The 18042-nt window shown below is 35.3% G+C and carries 10 protein-coding genes; 9 read left to right on the top strand and 1 reads right to left on the bottom strand.

Annotation, left to right across the window (positions count from 1 at the left end; translation table 11 throughout):
• Nucleotides 1–88 precede the first annotated feature (88 nt).
• The 7 genes from ACWGOQ_RS12055 (at nt 89) to ACWGOQ_RS12025 (ending at nt 9455) form a co-directional block, all read left to right on the top strand.
• Nucleotides 89–1186: an ABC transporter permease gene (locus ACWGOQ_RS12055; RefSeq protein ID WP_452058401.1), complete on the top strand. Its 1098-nt coding sequence runs from the start codon at nt 89–91 to the stop codon at nt 1184–1186.
• Nucleotides 1187–1196: 10 nt separating this feature from the next.
• Entirely contained in the window at nt 1197–2060 is an 864-nt protein-coding gene (locus ACWGOQ_RS12050) for an ABC transporter ATP-binding protein (RefSeq protein WP_452058400.1), read from the top strand.
• Between the two features lie 14 nt (nt 2061–2074).
• The gene (locus ACWGOQ_RS12045) at nt 2075–2896 is read left to right on the top strand and encodes an ABC transporter ATP-binding protein (protein ID WP_452058399.1); all 822 of its coding nucleotides are present in this window, start codon (nt 2075–2077) and stop codon (nt 2894–2896) included.
• A gap of 380 nt (nt 2897–3276) precedes the next feature.
• Entirely contained in the window at nt 3277–3606 is a 330-nt protein-coding gene (locus ACWGOQ_RS12040; RefSeq protein WP_452058398.1) for a hypothetical protein, read from the top strand.
• 96 nt (nt 3607–3702) lie between these two features.
• Nucleotides 3703–4029 carry a hypothetical protein gene (locus tag ACWGOQ_RS12035; protein ID WP_452058397.1) on the top strand — a complete coding sequence of 109 codons (327 nt, stop codon included), beginning with the start codon at nt 3703–3705 and terminating at the stop codon, nt 4027–4029.
• Nucleotides 4030–4494: 465 nt separating this feature from the next.
• Entirely contained in the window at nt 4495–8016 is a 3522-nt protein-coding gene (locus ACWGOQ_RS12030; protein ID WP_452058396.1) for a molybdopterin-dependent oxidoreductase, read from the top strand.
• A gap of 14 nt (nt 8017–8030) precedes the next feature.
• Nucleotides 8031–9455 carry a rubredoxin gene (locus tag ACWGOQ_RS12025; RefSeq protein WP_452058395.1) on the top strand — a complete coding sequence of 475 codons (1425 nt, stop codon included), beginning with the start codon at nt 8031–8033 and terminating at the stop codon, nt 9453–9455.
• A gap of 154 nt (nt 9456–9609) precedes the next feature.
• Here ACWGOQ_RS12025 and ACWGOQ_RS12020 read toward each other — a convergent pair whose 3' ends face one another.
• The gene (locus tag ACWGOQ_RS12020) at nt 9610–10128 is read right to left on the bottom strand and encodes a hypothetical protein (protein WP_452058394.1); all 519 of its coding nucleotides are present in this window, start codon (nt 10126–10128) and stop codon (nt 9610–9612) included.
• Nucleotides 10129–10907: 779 nt separating this feature from the next.
• On the opposite strand from ACWGOQ_RS12020, the gene ACWGOQ_RS12015 reads away from it, so the two are divergent.
• Together ACWGOQ_RS12015 and ACWGOQ_RS12010 are read left to right on the top strand one after the other, a co-directional pair.
• The gene (locus ACWGOQ_RS12015) at nt 10908–14540 is read left to right on the top strand and encodes an RHS repeat domain-containing protein (RefSeq protein ID WP_452058393.1); all 3633 of its coding nucleotides are present in this window, start codon (nt 10908–10910) and stop codon (nt 14538–14540) included.
• Between the two features lie 12 nt (nt 14541–14552).
• On the top strand, nt 14553–18042 hold a 3490-nt coding region (locus tag ACWGOQ_RS12010), incomplete at its 3' end, for a DUF6443 domain-containing protein (RefSeq protein WP_458202817.1).

Raw genomic sequence — 18042 nt, 5'->3', positions numbered from 1 at the left:
ATAGAATTAAATAAACGCTAATGGCAACATTTGGTATGACATCAGCGAGTGAAGTAATGAAAGAGAAGTAAGTTTTAAACAAAATAAAATGAAAGACAGATCTATACATATTCTCAATTTTGTAGGGTTGGGTTTTTTTGAACCGGCTATTAGATTGGCAACCGGTGAAGAAATAAAGAAAAATTTAATTGCTTTATTTAAAAAAGTATTGCTGCCGATAGTGTCCGTAGGATTGTTTTTAATTCTATGGCATACAGGAGCCACATATCTATATAACGTGGAGAAAGATGCTAGGATAGAAAAAGCCTTAGCGGATCAAGGAGAAGTGGGGGCATTAGAAATGCGCACGTGTATAGAATCTGGTGATATTAGCTGTCAGCCCAATACGTTACCGTCACCAGCACAAGTTTGGACAGCTTATAAGTCATTATTAGCTGACCACGCAGTTATTTCGGATAAAAAAGATGCTTTTGCAGATAAGGTAGAAGCTACAAATGCACAGCGAGAAGCACAGGGGTTGGAACCTATCACATATACCGGAAGGCCTTCATTCGTAGATCAGATATTTACCAGTCTGAAGACTGTATTTGCGGGGTTTTTATTAGCACTTTTTATTGCCGTTCCTATTGGTATTATGTTAGGATTAAGTAAAACATTGCGATCTTCAGTAAACTGGTTGATTCAAATATTTAAACCTGTTTCTCCAGTTGTTTGGTTATTATTAGTGTTTATGATTGTAAAAACATTAACACGGGGTTCTGATACAGATAGCTCTTTTATCATTTCTTTTATAAGTGTTGGGTTGTGTTCTATGTGGGCAACTTTGGTGAATACCAGTATGGGGGTTTCTTCAGTTGATAAAGACTATATAAATGTAGCCAAAGTACTTCGATTAAGTGTTGCGCAAAAAGTATTCAAGATTATTTTACCATCCTCATTTCCGTTAATCTTTACTGGATTAAGAATAACACTATCGGTAGCATGGATGGTATTGATCGCTATAGAATTACTAGCACAAAGTCCCGGATTGGGTTCTTTTGTTTGGGAAGAGTTTCAGAATGGAGCTAATGATTCTAACTCTAAAATTATCGTAGCCATGTTTGTTATCGGAATTATAGGGTTTTTATTAGATCGTATCATGTTAACTATACAAAAGTTTGTCACTTTTACTGAGGAAACTACATAAAATATAGATTATGGCATATATAGAATTACGAAATGTATCCAAATCTTTTGGAACCGGAAGGGATCGTACTCAGGTGCTTTCTAATATCAATTTAGAGATTGAAGAAGGAGAATTTGTAGCGATTGTTGGTTTTACGGGTAGCGGAAAGACAACATTGATCAACTTAATATCCGGATTATTAATGCCTGATGAAGGACAAGTGTTGTTTAAAGGAGAACCTGTTACCGGACCTAGCCACGAACGAGGTATCATTTTTCAGAATTATTCATTGTTACCTTGGTTAAATGTTAGGAACAATGTGGGGATGGCTGTAAAAGAGGCGTTTAGGAAGATGTCTAGAAAAGATAGGAATAAGCGTGTAGAAGATTATATAGAAATGGTAAATCTTTCTCCAGCTATAAGTAAACTTCCAAAAGAACTTTCTGGAGGGATGCGCCAACGGGTATCTGTGACAAGAGCCTTGTCAATGAGCCCAGATGTGATTTTGATGGATGAACCGTTGAGTGCATTAGACGCATTAACCAGAGGAAATCTACAACAAGAGATTCTAAAGATTTGGAATAAAGATAAAAAAACAGCTTTATTGATTACAAATGATGTAGATGAGGGTATTTTAATGGCAGACCGCATTATACCTCTTAAACCTGGTCCAAAAGCTACCCTAGGACCAGAATATAAGATCAACCTAAAACGTCCCAGAGATAAAACAGCGCTCAATCATAACGAGGAGTATAAAAAACTGCGTAACAGTATCATTGAATACCTTATCCGCATAGGGGAACAAAGGGCGTCTAAAAATGATAGTAATTATACTTTACCGGCTATTAAGCCAAAGATTAAACTTGCACCTTTTAAGAGGTTAAGTTTTATTTAAAAGATAAGCATACTATGGAAACTTTAAAAGAATTAGAAGTAAGAAGATCGGGTAATGGATTGTTTGAGGATAAATATATGTTAGATATTTCTCAGTTAACCAAAATATACCCAACTCCCAAAGGTGATTATGTAGTTTTGGACGATCTTGATTTAAAAGTAAAACACGAAGAGTTTATATCTATAATCGGTCACTCTGGTTGCGGTAAGTCAACCTTGCTTACTATGATTGCAGGTCTTAATCCGATTTCAAAAGGAACAATTGTGATTAATAATCAAACCATAAAAGGGCCAGGACCTGATCGTGGAGTTATATTTCAGTCACCCAGTTTGTTACCTTGGATGACTGCCTATGAAAATGTCATGTTGGGAGTAAAGCAGGTTTTTGCACATGGTACTAAAAAAGATAGAGATGATATAGTAAAATATTACTTATCAAAAGTAGGCTTGGAAGATGCAATGTATAAAAAAGCAAAAGAGTTATCTCAGGGAATGCAACAACGCGTAGGAATTGCAAGAGCATTTGCACTGAAACCAAAAGTTTTGCTACTGGATGAACCATTTGGTATGTTGGATTCTTTGACAAGAGGAGAGTTGCAAGATGTTCTTATTGAGGTTTGGAACCAAGAAAAAATTACTGCGATTATGATCACTCATGATGTTGATGAATCGATTTTTCTGGCGGATCGTGTAATTATGATGACTAGTGGCCCTCGAGCTAAAGTGGGGGATATTCTGGAAATTGATTTTGAACGCCCCCGTTTAAGAAAAGATGTGTTAGAACATCCGGATTACTATAAATATCGAGAACATTTAATAAATTTTCTGGAACATTAAGTTTACTGCCAAAGTTATACAATTGTAAGGTCACCATATTCTGCTGTTTATCTTTAGACAGTGGAATAAGGCGTTTTATTTGTTTGTCCGTGTTTTCAAAAGTGGTATGAAAATCAAATTACGTGGTATACTACTTATTAAATTTCAAAATTTATCGGAGTCATATTGTAAAAAAAGTAATTTACTAAAACATTTTTTTATTATTATGTAATAATTTGAAGTACACCCCTAAATTTTTAGGGGTCTTTTGCTTTTTTTACTGTTTTATGTATAGATTTGTAAAGTTTTAATAGGGTTAAATTTAAAAAAAGTATTTTTTTTCTTACAAACACCCCTTTTTTTTAAAAAGGGGTGTTTGTAAGAAAAGTAAAAAAAGTAGTATGAATATAGAAGAATTGATAACTGCATCAATTATGGAATTTTTAGATGTTGAGGTACATAGAGATACTGGAAACCTTGATTTTTCTTCCAAAATTGAAATAGTTAAGAAACGAATTACAAACAAAGTTAAAAATCGTCCCGATGCTTATGGTATGGTGAATGGTTTAGAGGGATATGAATATGAAATGTTTTTTAGTAGTAATCCTAACGATATGATCAAAATTGACGGATGGATTCCTATTGATACTAGTAGGATTGAAAAGGCTGATAAAATCGATGAGTATATAGAAATCGGATTATTAAGAAAAATAGGAAACTCATTAAGCTAACAAACATTAGTTACGATGTAAACCTAAACATCGTATTATAATAATAGAGTAGAGTAATGTCAGAGAGTAAATATGAACCCAAAAATAATATGAATCATGAAAGTAAACGAATTAATCACTGAAGCTATTACCGAATTTTTAGATGTTGAAGTACAAGGCGATATGCAAGATCTAAATTTTGCGTCTAAAATAGAAATAGTTAAAAAACGTATCACGAGTAAAGTTAAAAATAGCCCACATTTATATGGAATCAATGACAATTTTGATAGTTACGAATATGAAATGTTTTTTAGCAGTAACCCCAATGATATGATTAAAATAGATGGTTGGTTGCCTATAGATACCGGAAAAATTGAAAAGGCCGATAAAATTGATGAGTATATAGCAATAGGGTTATTAAGAAAAATAGAAAAAGCTGCTTAATCTGCAAATCTCAAAGTTTATAAATTTTTTCTAAAAAGAAATAAGTATTAGGCTCTGTTTGGGTAATATTGGTATATTTAAACTAATATTACCAAAACAGAGCTTTTCTTATGCGTGTTTCCCAAAATGCTAAGTGATTCACAGAGCAAACATTAAAAAAGATTTTTTTAGGTATGATATAAAATAAATGAATATAATACATAAAAATTAGTGTTTGAAACCTTAAAGGTCTAGTAGCTTTAAGTGTTTCTTGTGTTGCCGGTTATGAGAAATCATAACCGGTTTTTTTATACGTAAGTTCATAAGAGTTATAGATTTACAATCTCATAATCATTTTTTAAGTAGGTATATTTTATCGATTTCATAATTTTTTATAGTCCATGATAGAAAAAGGTTTCGAAGTTATGATTGGTACGTATTAATACTTAGTTTTGAAAAAAGGGTTTACGTATTTTAAATAGATATATGACGGCATTTAAATCTTATAAAACTACCTGTTCGTATTGTGGTGTTGGCTGTGGGATAATAGCAAAAAAAGATGCTAAGGGAGTGATTACTGTAGAGGGGGATCCTGAACATCCTGTGAATAGAGGAATGCTTTGTTCTAAAGGGATGAATTTACATCACGTGGTTCAGGATAAAAGTGATAGAATTCTGTATCCCGAAATGCGATGGAGTAAAGCCCATGAGCGTCAGCGCGTATCCTGGGATCAAGCTTTTGAAAGAGCTGTAGCGGTGTTTGGAACCATTATTGAAAAGTATGGACCCGACAGTGTAGGGTTTTACGTTTCTGGTCAATGTCTAACAGAAGAATATTATCTGGTTAATAAACTTACCAAAGGATTTATAGGAACCAATAATGTAGATACTAATTCTAGATTATGCATGAGTTCTGCTGTGGTAGGATACAAACAAGCATTAGGAGAAGACAGTGTTCCTATTGCTTATGATGATATTGAACTGGCAGATTGTTTTATGATTGCAGGAGCCAATCCCGCGTGGTGTCACCCCATTTTATATAGAAGAATTGAGGCACATAAAGAGCAACATCCAGACACAAAAATTATCATAGTAGATCCGAGAAAAACACAATCCTGTGATATTGCTGATCTACATTTACAGATCATACCAGGTACTGATGTTGTATTGTACAATGCAATCGCCAAACGATTAATTGATCGAAGAAAAATAGATAAAAACTTTATCGCCAATCATACGGATAATTTTGAAATACTGAAAGAATCATTACAATCTACTTCTTTAACTGGTGCAGCAAAAATATGTGGAGTGACAGTAGGAGAGATTAAAAAGGCAGCTTCTTATATAGGTAATGCCAAAGGTTTTATCACGTTATGGGCTATGGGGTTAAACCAAAGTTCTATTGGAGTGAATAAAAACAATGCACTTCTTAATTTATCACTGCTCACGGGGCATATCGGTAAACCAGGATCAGGTCCATTTTCATTAACAGGTCAGCCAAATGCTATGGGTGGTAGAGAAGTAGGAGGAATGGCGAATCTCTTAGCAGCGCACAAGGACTTAAGTAATAAAGCACACAGAACAGAAGTTGCTAATTTTTGGGGAGGAAAAGAAATTTCAGAGAAACCTGGACTCACTGCAACAGAAATGTTTGATGCATTGGAAAGTGGAAAACTAAAAGCAGTATGGATTATTTGTACAAACCCTTTGGTAAGCCTCCCAAACGTTCATAAGGTCGAAAAAGCATTAAAGCAAGCCAAATTTGTTGTAGTACAAGATATCTCACATCGCTCAGAAACATTGGAGTATGCAGATTTAGTATTACCTGCTGCTGGTTGGGCAGAAAAAGAAGGTACGATGACCAACAGTGAGCGTCGCATTACATACTTAAATAAAGTTGTCGATCCACCTGGTGAGGCATTACCAGATGCAGAGATTCTTTGGAAGTTTGCACAACAAATGGGATATAGGGGATTTGATTATACTTCTGTAGAAGAAGTCTATAAGGAACATTGTCAGCTGACTAAAGGTACTAATATAGACATTACAGGATTGAGCTATGATCGATTAAAAAATGAAGGTAGTTTTCAGTGGCCAGTACCAGAAAATGGTCATGCAGGAACGCAACGATTGTTTGAAGACAAACGTTTTTATACAGACACCAGAAATGCAAAGTTCGTTGTACCTAGATTTACCAAACCGACTTCAGAATTGTTAACAGCGAAACATCCATTAATCTTAACAACTGGCAGAGTTCGTGATCAATGGCATACCAGGACTAAAACCGGAAAGGTAAACAGGCTGTTAACACACATACCACACCCTTTTCTTGAAATGAATCAGGTAGATGCTTATCTAAGAAAAATGAAAGATGGAGATATTGCCATAGTCGAAAGCAAGCGGGGAAAAGTACAGGTAAAAGTAAATGTATGTGACACCATTGGTAAAGGAGTTGTATTCCTACCCATGCATTGGGGTAAAGTTTTAGGAAATGATTATGGAAGAGTAAACAACTTAACCACCAGTATTATCGATCCTGTTTCTAAAGAACCGGATTTTAAGTTTTCGGCAGTGCAAGTTTCGAAATTTATTAAAGAAAAACAGAAAATATGTATCATTGGCGCAGGTACAGCTGCGTACCGTTTTATACAAACATATAGAACCCATAACACTAGGGATGAGATTGCAGTGTTTTCTAAAGAGCCTTATCCCTTCTATAACCGTGTGTTATTACCAGAGTACGTTAGTGAAGAACTTACCTGGGAACAATTACAAAAGATGCGTGAAGGAAGTATGGAATCTCTTAACGTTACGCTATATACAAACAATCCAATCACTAAAATTAATAGAGAAGAAAAATATATAATTGATAGTAAAGGAGAAAGACACGAATACGATATTATTTTAATGGCTACCGGTAGCCGCGCCTTTGTACCAAAAGAAGTACCTATCCACTTACCTGGAAGATTTACGATGAGAGATCGTGGTGATGCGGATAAACTTAAAAAATATCTGGATGAAACCTATTTACCCGAAAAAGAACAGCATGTCACTATAGTTGGAGGTGGGTTATTAGGTTTAGAATTGGCAGCAGCTTTGCGTAAAAAAGATATAAAAATTACAATTGTACAACGTGGTAACCGATTAATGGAACGTCAGTTGGATCCCGTGGCAAGTCGCTTATTGGCAGAAGATGTACGAGAAAAAGGAATTCAAATTTATTTCGAAAATGAAGTGGATACGGCATTTAATCAGGACACGGGGACATTATTACTAAACCTAAAATCTGGAAAATCATTGAGTTGTAATGCATTAGTATATTCTATTGGTACCATTCCGAATATTGACTTGGCAAAAGTTATAGGTGTCAATTGTCGACGGGGTATTGTGGTAAATCAATATTTACAATCCAGTGATCCCAATATTTTTGCTATTGGTGAAATTGCCGAGTTTGAAGGCAATTTATTTGGTATTACAGCTGCGGCAGAACAGCAGGCAGACATCGTAGCAAAATACTTATTAGGAGATTTTAGTGCTATTTATAGAGGGTCTGTATTTATGAACATCCTGAAGTTTGACGATCTTGACCTTTGTAGTATCGGTAATATCGATATGCCAAAAGATGACCCCTCATTCGAAGAAATAATTTTTATGGATGTGGGAAAACGATTTTATAAAAAATGCATTGTTAAGAATGATTGGTTGGTGGGTGCCATCCTGATGGGAGATAAGAGTGAATTTCCAGATTTTAAAAGATTGATAGAAGAAAAAATAGAACTATCAGAAAAAAGAGATGAATTATTGAGATCATCTCAGCCAGATGAACCCATATTGGGGAAATTAATTTGTTCATGCAGTCAAGTGGGAGAAGGGAATCTGAAACAAATAATCGAATCGGGATGCGAAGATTTCTCGGAGTTATGTATAAAAACCGGAGCTGGATTGGGCTGCGGTAGTTGTAAACCTGAGGTGAAAGAAGTATTGCATACTGTAATGCAATTAGCTTAACTATGGAAGAGTTTATGCACAGAGTCAATATAAAAGGTGGAATTTTATCTCCCAGTGAGTTACAGCGCATTATCGTATATGCAGAAGATCTAGGGCTAGAAACTTTTCATTTTGGATCCAGGCAGGATATCATTTTTCCATCTATTGATCCAACAGGAAATGCACTTGTAGAGCATCCGTCATTTCATCCAGATCTTTTTGCTCCTAAGACAGAGCAAAATATTAGTTGTTCCTATGTTTCTATCGATATCTTTAATGCTACCGTTTGGTTACGTGGCACGACTTATTTGTACGTGTTGGAACAATTTAGGTATAAACCGAAATTAAAAATCAATATCACAGACCCACAACAGCAAATGGTTTCTTTATTTTCGGGAGATATTAATTTTATCGCCTCTACAAATGAAGACTATTGGTATCTTTTTTTGAAATTACCTGAGTGGGAAGAAGTTTTTTATCCGGTATTGATATTTACCTGGGATATTGCCAAAGTTGCCCAACAGATCGAAAAAATATATCAAAAAGTGAAGAATGTGGATGAACTGTTTCAGTTTCTTAACGAAAGTATAGATACCAATAACCGAACGATCGAAAAACCGCTCAGTGTGAGTTTCAAACCGTTTCCGTATTATGAGGGAATGAACAAAATGGGGATGAATCAATATTGGTTGGGGCTGTACTGGAGAAATAATAACTATGATCTTAAATTCTTACACGCACTTTGTGAGTTTTGCATCGAATATCGTATTGGAAAAATTTGTTTGACACCGTGGAAATCCTTTGTAATAAAAGGAATTCCGAAAGAATGTAAATTGGCACTAGAAAAATTATTAGGACAGTTCGGAATCAATGTTCGTCACTCTGCTTTAGAGTTAAACTGGCATCTTCCGGTAGCAAGTCAAAAAGCCTTAGACCTAAAAAAATTTCTGGTCAAGAGTTTTGATCAGAACGATATCAGTACCTATGGAATGACTTTTACTATAAGTCTGCAACAGAGGCAAAAAAGATATTTTACATCAGTAGTTATAGAAGAGAATAAAACACCCGAAGCTATCAAGGATTTTGTTGTCAGACCTACTTTTAATGTGCTATATGCTAAAAATTTTGACCCTAATACAAGACAGTACATCGTCTATGCGCAAGATGTAGATCATATGGATTTGCCCACAATCTTACTAGAATTAACAAAGTCGTATTTCCAAAATCTGGGCGAAGGAGACGCAGAAAGTTTTGCTGGGGTTACTGCTGACAAGGAGAAAACAGAAATAGAAGTGTTTCAATGCCAGGATTGCCAAACCATATACGATCCATCGGTTGGTGATGTAGTATCAAATATTCCTGCTGGAACAGAATTTGATGACCTGCCTACGACTTATACATGCTCACTTTGTGAAGCAGCTAGCGGTAATTTTAAGAAAATGACACTAGAAATAATTTAGTTAATCAAATACCATTTTGGAAAAGCAATACTTTTTGTTACCAAAAAAAATGCTATTACGAATGTATACAAGAGTTTATTTAATGTTAATGCTACCCAAAATATTGTCGAGGAGAGTGCTCGTACAAAAGACTTTTTTTAATACCAAAGCAGAATTATTTATTATGAAAATCCCTGTTTGGAACAGCAACATCTTCTTGCACATATAAATCGACAATTGTTCGTACCTGACCCGAAAATTGCGCGTGTCTGTATCGCAATTCTAAACTATCCTTTGAAAGATAGGTAATCTGAAAATATTTATAATCCTTATCAATATTCATCAATTCCGAAAGCAGGTCACTTGTTAGTTTGATAAAGTAATGACCTTCCTTATTTTGAGTAATCTTCCAATTCGCATCAAGAGATGGACCACACGCTTGTTGTGCTCCATTGTTATCTTTCATTGTCATATCTGGAGAATACGTAGTTCTATATGATAAAAAACAACCAGCCATATTCATCCGCGTTCCATCATTATGTCGTTTTGCAATTTTCCAGGTTTTGCCTGATACACCAGCAATTAACTCTATTGGATTATCCGGTATTTGATATGGTTTTTTATAAGTATTAGAACAGGAGAGTGTCATCATTATAACGACGGCCATAAAAAAAGCATAGTAGTGTTTTGTCATCATTTGTATATTAATAACGATAAATAATCAAAAATTGTTCCGGTTTAGTGATTACTTTTATTTCTGTCTTGCCGTACAGGTAATCGCTTCTTAAGGTATTGTATTTCAGGTATTAAAAAAAGAATCCATTTGAACTCAGGTCTTTCTTTTAACCGGGACTATGCATTGGCACTTCGTAATGAAGCTTTGATATCCAATTAATAATGGCTTTTTCTTGATTTTAGCGTTGCACCGCTAGGGTTATATAAAAAAAGTGAAACATCAGTATTTGAAGTGGTTCACAGATGTAATAGATTTTTTTATGCATAACACGGGTTTAATCCAATCTACATCATATTTCTTCTGTTTTTAAAATAAAGAGTCATTACCTAAAAATAAAAAATATCTTATAAATGATTGTTAGTTAGTTGTATAAGCATTTTTTTTAGTAGTCAAGTCGTTGTTTTATTTATTTAAAAAACAAAAAAAGTAAAAATAGGTGGTAACAAATCTTCTTCTTATAACACTTTACTATAGGAATGCACATAAATCGCATTTACAAACCATATCAAAAGCTTCACAAACCTTAAACTATATGTTATAAAAATGTTAATTTTTATTTTTTATAAGGCATAGGTTTTGTTGATTCTGTGTTGTTGATCTTGTTTTTGGATCAATTAATAGATAAAAATTGGATGACGTGTGTAAGGGGAAAAAATAGCTATTGTGAGAATGGGGGTTTTCTCGTAAACTTGTCGCTGGAAAAATTGAATAGGGTTATAAATTATTAATTAATTATTATGAAGAAAATTTCTTTTTTATTGTTTACGATGGTCGTGAGCACTTTTGCCTTAGCGCAGCAGGAGTATTATGGTGGCTATACGCCATCCGCAACTACTGCTCCAACGGCTGCCAAAGTTACTGCTGCTGGAGGTGCAACGGTAAACCGTGCTACCGGCACTGTGCAACAAGCGGTACCTATTCACACCATTAGTCAGAACGGATTTAGCTGGAATATAGGATTACATTATAGTTATTCTGGATTACAAGTAATGGCAGAACCATCTCCTATTGGCCTTGGTTGGGATCTAGCAGCCACAGGAGTGGTATCCAGAGAGGTCCGTGGATTACCAGATGATCATCCTAAAGGATATCACGGATCAGAAAATATCCGAGAACAATTACTCCTAGATAATTATTATAATTTTAACCCTATTGGTGTGGATCTTAACGATCCCAATTATAATAGACCTAATTATCCAGAAACTGGTAATAAAAAAGTGCTGAAGGAACATCATGCCTATTTGTTAGCCCAAGGATTGGCAGATGGAGAACCTGATGTATTTAGAGTAAGTGCAGGAAGGTTAAATTTTACTTTCAAATTGGGTGAAAACCTTCAGCCTGTATTATTATCACATCATAATGTAAAGGTAATTTTTAATTGGAATCAGATCGAAGTAACAGATTCTGAAGGCGTTTTATACACATTTGCGGCAAAAGAGATTTTTACACCTGTACCAGAAGATGATATTTTTGAAACAGGTCCAAACGGTGAGCAGATAACATTGCCGTTAGCGCCAATCTATTCCTATACACGTAGTTGGTTCTTAACCCGCATTCAGCCGCCTAATACATCACAAGAGATTACTTTTAGTTATCAGGATCACTTGTACCAGACCAAAGCATTCCTGCCTAAAATATATTCTTACAAGGGGTTACAATCAGAATTTTTGGTTGGTTTAAAAAAGAAAGATGAAATTCTTCAACCTAGTGAGCAACAAGAATTACAAGAGGGACAAGATCCTTTTGTATATACACATACGCGATTGGATGTGGATGTAACTAAACCAGTAGTAACTAAGATTACTTTTGCGGAAGGTTCTTTGGATTTTATTACCAAAACTGTTCCAGTTGGTGCACAGCATCAGTACGAACGTATTGAATTAAATGATTTTCATGATGAATTGATTACTACTTATCAATTAACCACTACGGGAAGCAGACGTTTATTAGATGAGGTTGAAATTAATAGCGAGTTTGCGTATGGTTTTGAATATTATCATCAAAATGATCCGATAGCTATCCCTGAATTTGATTTCAATCAGGATGAAGTGTTCTCAAAAATGGATTATTGGGGATTTTATACCGGAGAACAAGCTGCTGAAGATGTGTTAGAAGCTGAAGAAAGCAACGATCCTGTATTTAATGCTACGGTAGCGGGTGCTTTACAGAGAATACGATATAAAACAGGTGGATATACTGATATTTTGTATGAAGCGAATGCGCTGCCAAGAACTATTGATTATACACCGCATAGTTCTACGCCTTTTAATTATAACCATGATTTCGAATTGGCCAGCATTGGCAGTAATAGTATTGGATCAACCAATAAAAAATCAATTACTAGGACCTTTGATACGGCAATCCCGATTACAATTTCACATTCAGGGATAAGATCAAGTGGAAATGGTACCTTGATCATTCAAATATTGAAACACGGAGCTACGCAGAGCAATACTCCGTATTATGATCAGGTACAAACTACATTTTCACCATATCTTAACGTAGCTGTCAATCCCAGTCCTACCGATGATTTTTCGGTGTACGAAACTTTTATTACCAACCGAAGTAAAAGTTTTACAATAGCACCAGGAACCTATACTTTTTATGTAGAAACCAGTCAAGGATCAGAAGCTTCTATTCAAGTTGCCTATGGAGTACAACCTCGATATCGAAAAGAAATATATGACAGATTATACGGTGGAATCAGAGTAGCGAGTATTCAAAGCACTGCTCCAGATACTGGTGATAAAACCATTAAATCCTTTAGTTATGAAAATGATTATAGGGGATCTAGCGGAAAAATATATTCGGTATTACAGGAATTGCCAGAAGAGGTTTTTTATACGGAAACCTCTACAGATTTAGTGAATGTAAGCTATCCTTTTTATGTAGAAAATCGAGGGGTACCTGTATACTATAGTCAGGTAAGTGAGTCGGTACTTTCTACTAAAGACAATACTAAAAATGGTAAGACGGTTTACACTTTTGAAGAACCCTATTTCTTTGCATCAGAACTTGATTTTAGAACCAAAGAGTTCTATGACCGTATGCCTAAAGGAAATATAGAGTCAGGCATTCGTATAGCGTCTGCAAAAGTATTTAAATTCAAAAATGATATACAAAACGGAAATAATGAAGTATTGGTGTCCGAAAAGAGTTACGAGTATCAACCTGTTACACCAAATATTGATGCTTTCGGAAATTCTTTGGATGTTGCCTATCCATACGGCATTAAAGTAATTTCCAAAAATCGTCTAAAAAGAGAAATGCATTACCCCGATTGGATATTATTACAATATCAATTGGGCAATATCAGTGATCCAGCGTTTCCTGTCTTACAAGATTTTGAAGATAGATACATCAATGGAACACAGGACGAATTCGAAAGCTATGCTCAGACCTTATTAACGGCAACAAGAACTAACGGAGAAAGTCCAGTTGGTAGTCAATTAAAATATATGGCTGTGGGAGTTAGCAATGCAGCCGCAGAATACCTACCAGAATGGCAATTGACTTCTGGTTTTAATGATGAAGTGAAACATGAGTTATACACTACCTTAGAATATAAAGAAACCAATGTGCAATACCTGCGTAATAAGGTTACTACTAAAACTTTTTCGGATATAGATCCAAATCAGTTTGCCACAACGGTTCAGGAGTATGCCTATGACAGTAATAATCAACTCGTAGCGCAAACTACTACGGATTCTAAAGGGGATATTAAAAAGGTGAATTATTTTTACCCGTATCATCCACAAGTGAATAATACTACACTAACTACAGAGAATAGGGTTTCATCACCTGTGAAGACAGAAACCTACCATAAAAATCAAAAGCAGAGTACAGCATTGGTAAACTTTAGACAGTGGAGTACTGGTTTATATCTTCCGGAAACCATACAAGCGGCTAAAGAAAATGCCAGCCTAAGAGATGAAACCGTATTTCACAACTATGATGATAAAGGAAATCCTTTAGAAACTTCTGCTAGAGAAGGAATTCATACCATCTATGTTTGGGGGTATCAGGAAACAGTGCCAATTGCTGTGATTGCTAAGGCTACTTATGAGGGAATGCCGCAAGACGTCAAAGATGTAATAGCAGCAGCACAATTAGCATCCAATGATGATATAAATGCCGGTTCGGAACTAGCATTACGTTCTGCATTAGATACCGTAAGAAACCATCCATATTTTGCCGATTCTCAGATCACTACCTATACTTATGATCCATTGGTGGGCATGACTACAACCACGGATATTAGAAATAGAACGACCTATTATAGCTACGATCATTTGCATCGATTAATACAAGTCAAAGATAATGAAGACAAAGTGATCCAGGAATATACCTACAACTACAGTAATCAATAAACCATACGGACAATGAAAAATATACTAAAACTATTATGTTTCTTGCCATTGACTGTAGTAAGTCAGGTAAGTGAAAATGAAAATTACGTTCACGTAACGACCTATCAGGAAGCTGTATCAGAAACAGAAACAATAACAACTCCGGAGGATAACAAAATAGAATCCGTAACCTATTATGATGGATTGGGGAGAGTAAAACAAACTATACAGCTACGTGCAGGTGGTAGTAAAGAAGATATTATTATGCCCGTTGGTAGAGATGCATTTGGTAGAACGACCAAATCCTATTTACCATATGCAGTAAGTGGTAATAATGGAACGTATAGAAACAATGCGCTAGAGGAACTAAACGGTTTTTATAATACAGAAAAGTATGAATTTACGACCAACCCATATAGTGAAACAATCACAGAAGTATCTCCGCTTAATCGTTCAGAAGAAGTGGCTGCACCTGGAAATCCTTGGGCATACGATGCTGCTGATACTGTGTATGAAAATCCAGTGTATACTCCCTATCCGAATACCACAACCTATAATGGATATTGGACAGCCAAAGAAATCTTTTACACGCCAGATCTTTCTAATCCGGATGATGATCCGATCACTATAGGTGAGAATTTTTTGAGTATTGATATTGCTAGTGGCGCTCTCAGACTACAAATAAACATTGCCAAATTTGGAGGAACTAAAACCTTGCAAACAGGTAAATTACATCGTATGGATATATATCCTGTTATCAATTATTTAGATATGGGAACCATTAAAGATGGTCTGGGTAATGATACCGATTATCGCATTAGTATAGAAGATAATTATGTAACCATTCATAAAACTACAGAAATTCCGGCCTTACTTAACGAAGGTGTGGATATGGATGAGACCTTTGACCTTACACAGGTACAAGTTTTAACTAGTTACACAGAGAAGTATACGACCAATCATACGACGAAAGCCAGCTATGGATTAAATACAACAGATGAGGTAGCCCGTTTTGATGTAGTGATCACCGATGGTGTTGCGGAGTTGGTTGCCAATGGGTATTATCCGGCAGGAGAATTGACCAAAGTAATCAGTAAAGATGAGAATTGGACACCTAACGATGGACAAGATAGGACTACAGAAGGGTTTACCAATAAATCCGGTCAGCTGCTTTTGCAACGGATTTATGATAGCGAATCTGGTTTTGATGATGAAGAATCTGATAATAGCACGTTGGACACCTACTCTGTATATGATGATTTTGGAAATCTAACATTCGTAATTTCACCTAAAGTAGATATCACCGATGGAATCTCGAACATTGAACTTGCCGAACTGTGCTACCAATATCGTTATGACAAGCGCAATCGATTGGTAGAGAAGAAAATACCAGGTAAAGGATGGGAGTATATTGTATACAATAAACTAGACCAACCCGTACTAATGCAAGATACTATACAAAAAAATAATGCTACCTGGTTATTTACTAAATATGATGTTTTTGGGCGTGTGGTCTATACTGGTAAAAATACAGCAAATTACGATAGAGAATATACGCAGCAAAATATAGATCAATTTATCAATGTTCATTATGAACGTAAACTATCTGAGCCTATAAATATTGCTAATACTAATCTATATTATTCTAACGATGCTTATTTTGGAGGGGATATTTCAGAAATCCTCACTATCAATTATTATGATGATTATAATTTTGACTATGACGTACCTAACCCAAGCACGATATTCGGACAAGCAGTCACTACAAACACTAAAGGGTTAGCCACTGGGTCAAAGGTACGAGTATTAGAAACCGACTCTTGGATAACAACAGTTACTTATTATGACACCAAAGGAAGGCCTATTTATATACACAGTACCAATGAATATTTAAATACTGTAGATATTATAGAAACAGAATTAGATTTTTCTGGTAAAGCGATCCAAACAAAAATGACTCACATCAAAGGGAATAATGCACCTATTATTACTATTGATACCTTTACCTATGATCATATGTCTCGATTGATCAGTCAAAAACAAAGTATCAATGGGCAATCCAGTGAGCTTATAGCTAAAAATGTATACGATGATCTAGGGCAATTAAAACAAAAAAAAGTAGGTAATACAGAAAATAATCCTTTACAAGATGTAGATTATAAGTATAACATACGCGGATGGCTTACAGATATTAATGATGTAAACGCTATAGGTGATGACTTGTTTACCTTTAAGATAACCTATGATCAACCAGAGTATTTTACCATTACGAATGATTATAATTTAGCCTTACAAGGATTACATAACGGAAACATTAGTGAGACTTTTTGGAAAACAGCTAGCGACAACACCCTGCGTTTATATGGTTATAAATATGATAAACTCAATAGACTAAAAGAAGCGCAGGATGTAGAGGATAAATATACAGTAAGAGGGCTCCGATATGACAAAAACGGAAATATCACTTCACTATCTAGAAAAGGATTTATCCCAGCCACAGATACAGAACCCAGTTCTTTTGGGTTTATGGATCAATTATATTATAAATATGATACAAACAGTAATCGTTTGGCTAAAGTAGATGATTACGCCAATACCAGTAGTCCATTTGGGTTTGTGGATACAGAGCAGTCAGGAGATGATTACCAATATGATAGTAATGGTAATATGATCGCCGATACCAATAAAGGGGTTACAAATATTATATACAATCATCTAAATCTACCCCAATCTGTAACAATTAATAAGACAGGGAATAATGGAAATATTACCTATATTTACGACGCCTTAGGTACCAAACTAAAAAAGCTGGTATCCAAAGGAAGTTCTTTGAATACTACTGAGTACGCTGGCAACCACGTATATGAAAACGGCGTGTTACAATTTTTTAATCACTCAGAAGGATATGTAGAACCTGTAAATACTGCTGAAGGTAAAGCTTATCAGTACATTTATCAGTATAGAGATCACTTAGGAAACATTAGACTTTCTTATAAAGACAAGGATCATACGGTTTATGCAGATAATGCTTTTGATACAGGTGCTGAAGGTTGGTCTACATCCCGAGGAGCACTTATCACACCAGAAAATGGTAGACTAAAAGCTACGGTTAAGAATTCATTTAGTGCTGCCGAATATAGGATAAACAAAAGTTTTGTTACTGGAGAGAAGATTAATGTACGCTTAGAGATTGATAAACTGGGAAGTGATTTTCTTTTGGATGTAGTAATGTCCTATAAGACATTGCAAAATCAGAGTCTAGGATATACAATACTAGGACATCCTGAAACTGGTGTTTTTGAAGCAGAGCATACAATCCCAAAAGATGTAGGGTATATCATCCTAAAAGTTGGTATTTATCAGTCAAGACCAGTTGATACTCATTTTTATCTTGATAACGTCAAAATTACTCAAGGGGAAGAAGGTCTAGTGATTGTAGCCGAGAATAACTACTATCCTTTTGGTCTGCAACATAAAGGGTATAACAACACCATAACTGGCCGTGAACACAACTATAAATACA

This window comes from Aquimarina ulvae, assembly GCF_053613295.3.
The sequence above is the reverse complement of the archived record's forward strand: the minus strand, read 5'-3'. Positions and strand labels throughout refer to the sequence as shown.

Coding starts and splice junctions, on each gene's coding strand:
- ACWGOQ_RS12035 (WP_452058397.1), top strand. CDS start 3,703: ATGAAAGTAAACGAATTAATCACTGAAGCTATTACCGAATTTTTAGAT.
- ACWGOQ_RS12020 (WP_452058394.1), bottom strand. CDS start 10,128: ATGACAAAACACTACTATGCTTTTTTTATGGCCGTCGTTATAATGATG.
- ACWGOQ_RS12055 (WP_452058401.1), top strand. CDS start 89: ATGAAAGACAGATCTATACATATTCTCAATTTTGTAGGGTTGGGTTTT.
- ACWGOQ_RS12030 (WP_452058396.1), top strand. CDS start 4,495: ATGACGGCATTTAAATCTTATAAAACTACCTGTTCGTATTGTGGTGTT.
- ACWGOQ_RS12040 (WP_452058398.1), top strand. CDS start 3,277: ATGAATATAGAAGAATTGATAACTGCATCAATTATGGAATTTTTAGAT.
- ACWGOQ_RS12015 (WP_452058393.1), top strand. CDS start 10,908: ATGAAGAAAATTTCTTTTTTATTGTTTACGATGGTCGTGAGCACTTTT.
- ACWGOQ_RS12045 (WP_452058399.1), top strand. CDS start 2,075: ATGGAAACTTTAAAAGAATTAGAAGTAAGAAGATCGGGTAATGGATTG.
- ACWGOQ_RS12025 (WP_452058395.1), top strand. CDS start 8,031: ATGCACAGAGTCAATATAAAAGGTGGAATTTTATCTCCCAGTGAGTTA.
- ACWGOQ_RS12050 (WP_452058400.1), top strand. CDS start 1,197: ATGGCATATATAGAATTACGAAATGTATCCAAATCTTTTGGAACCGGA.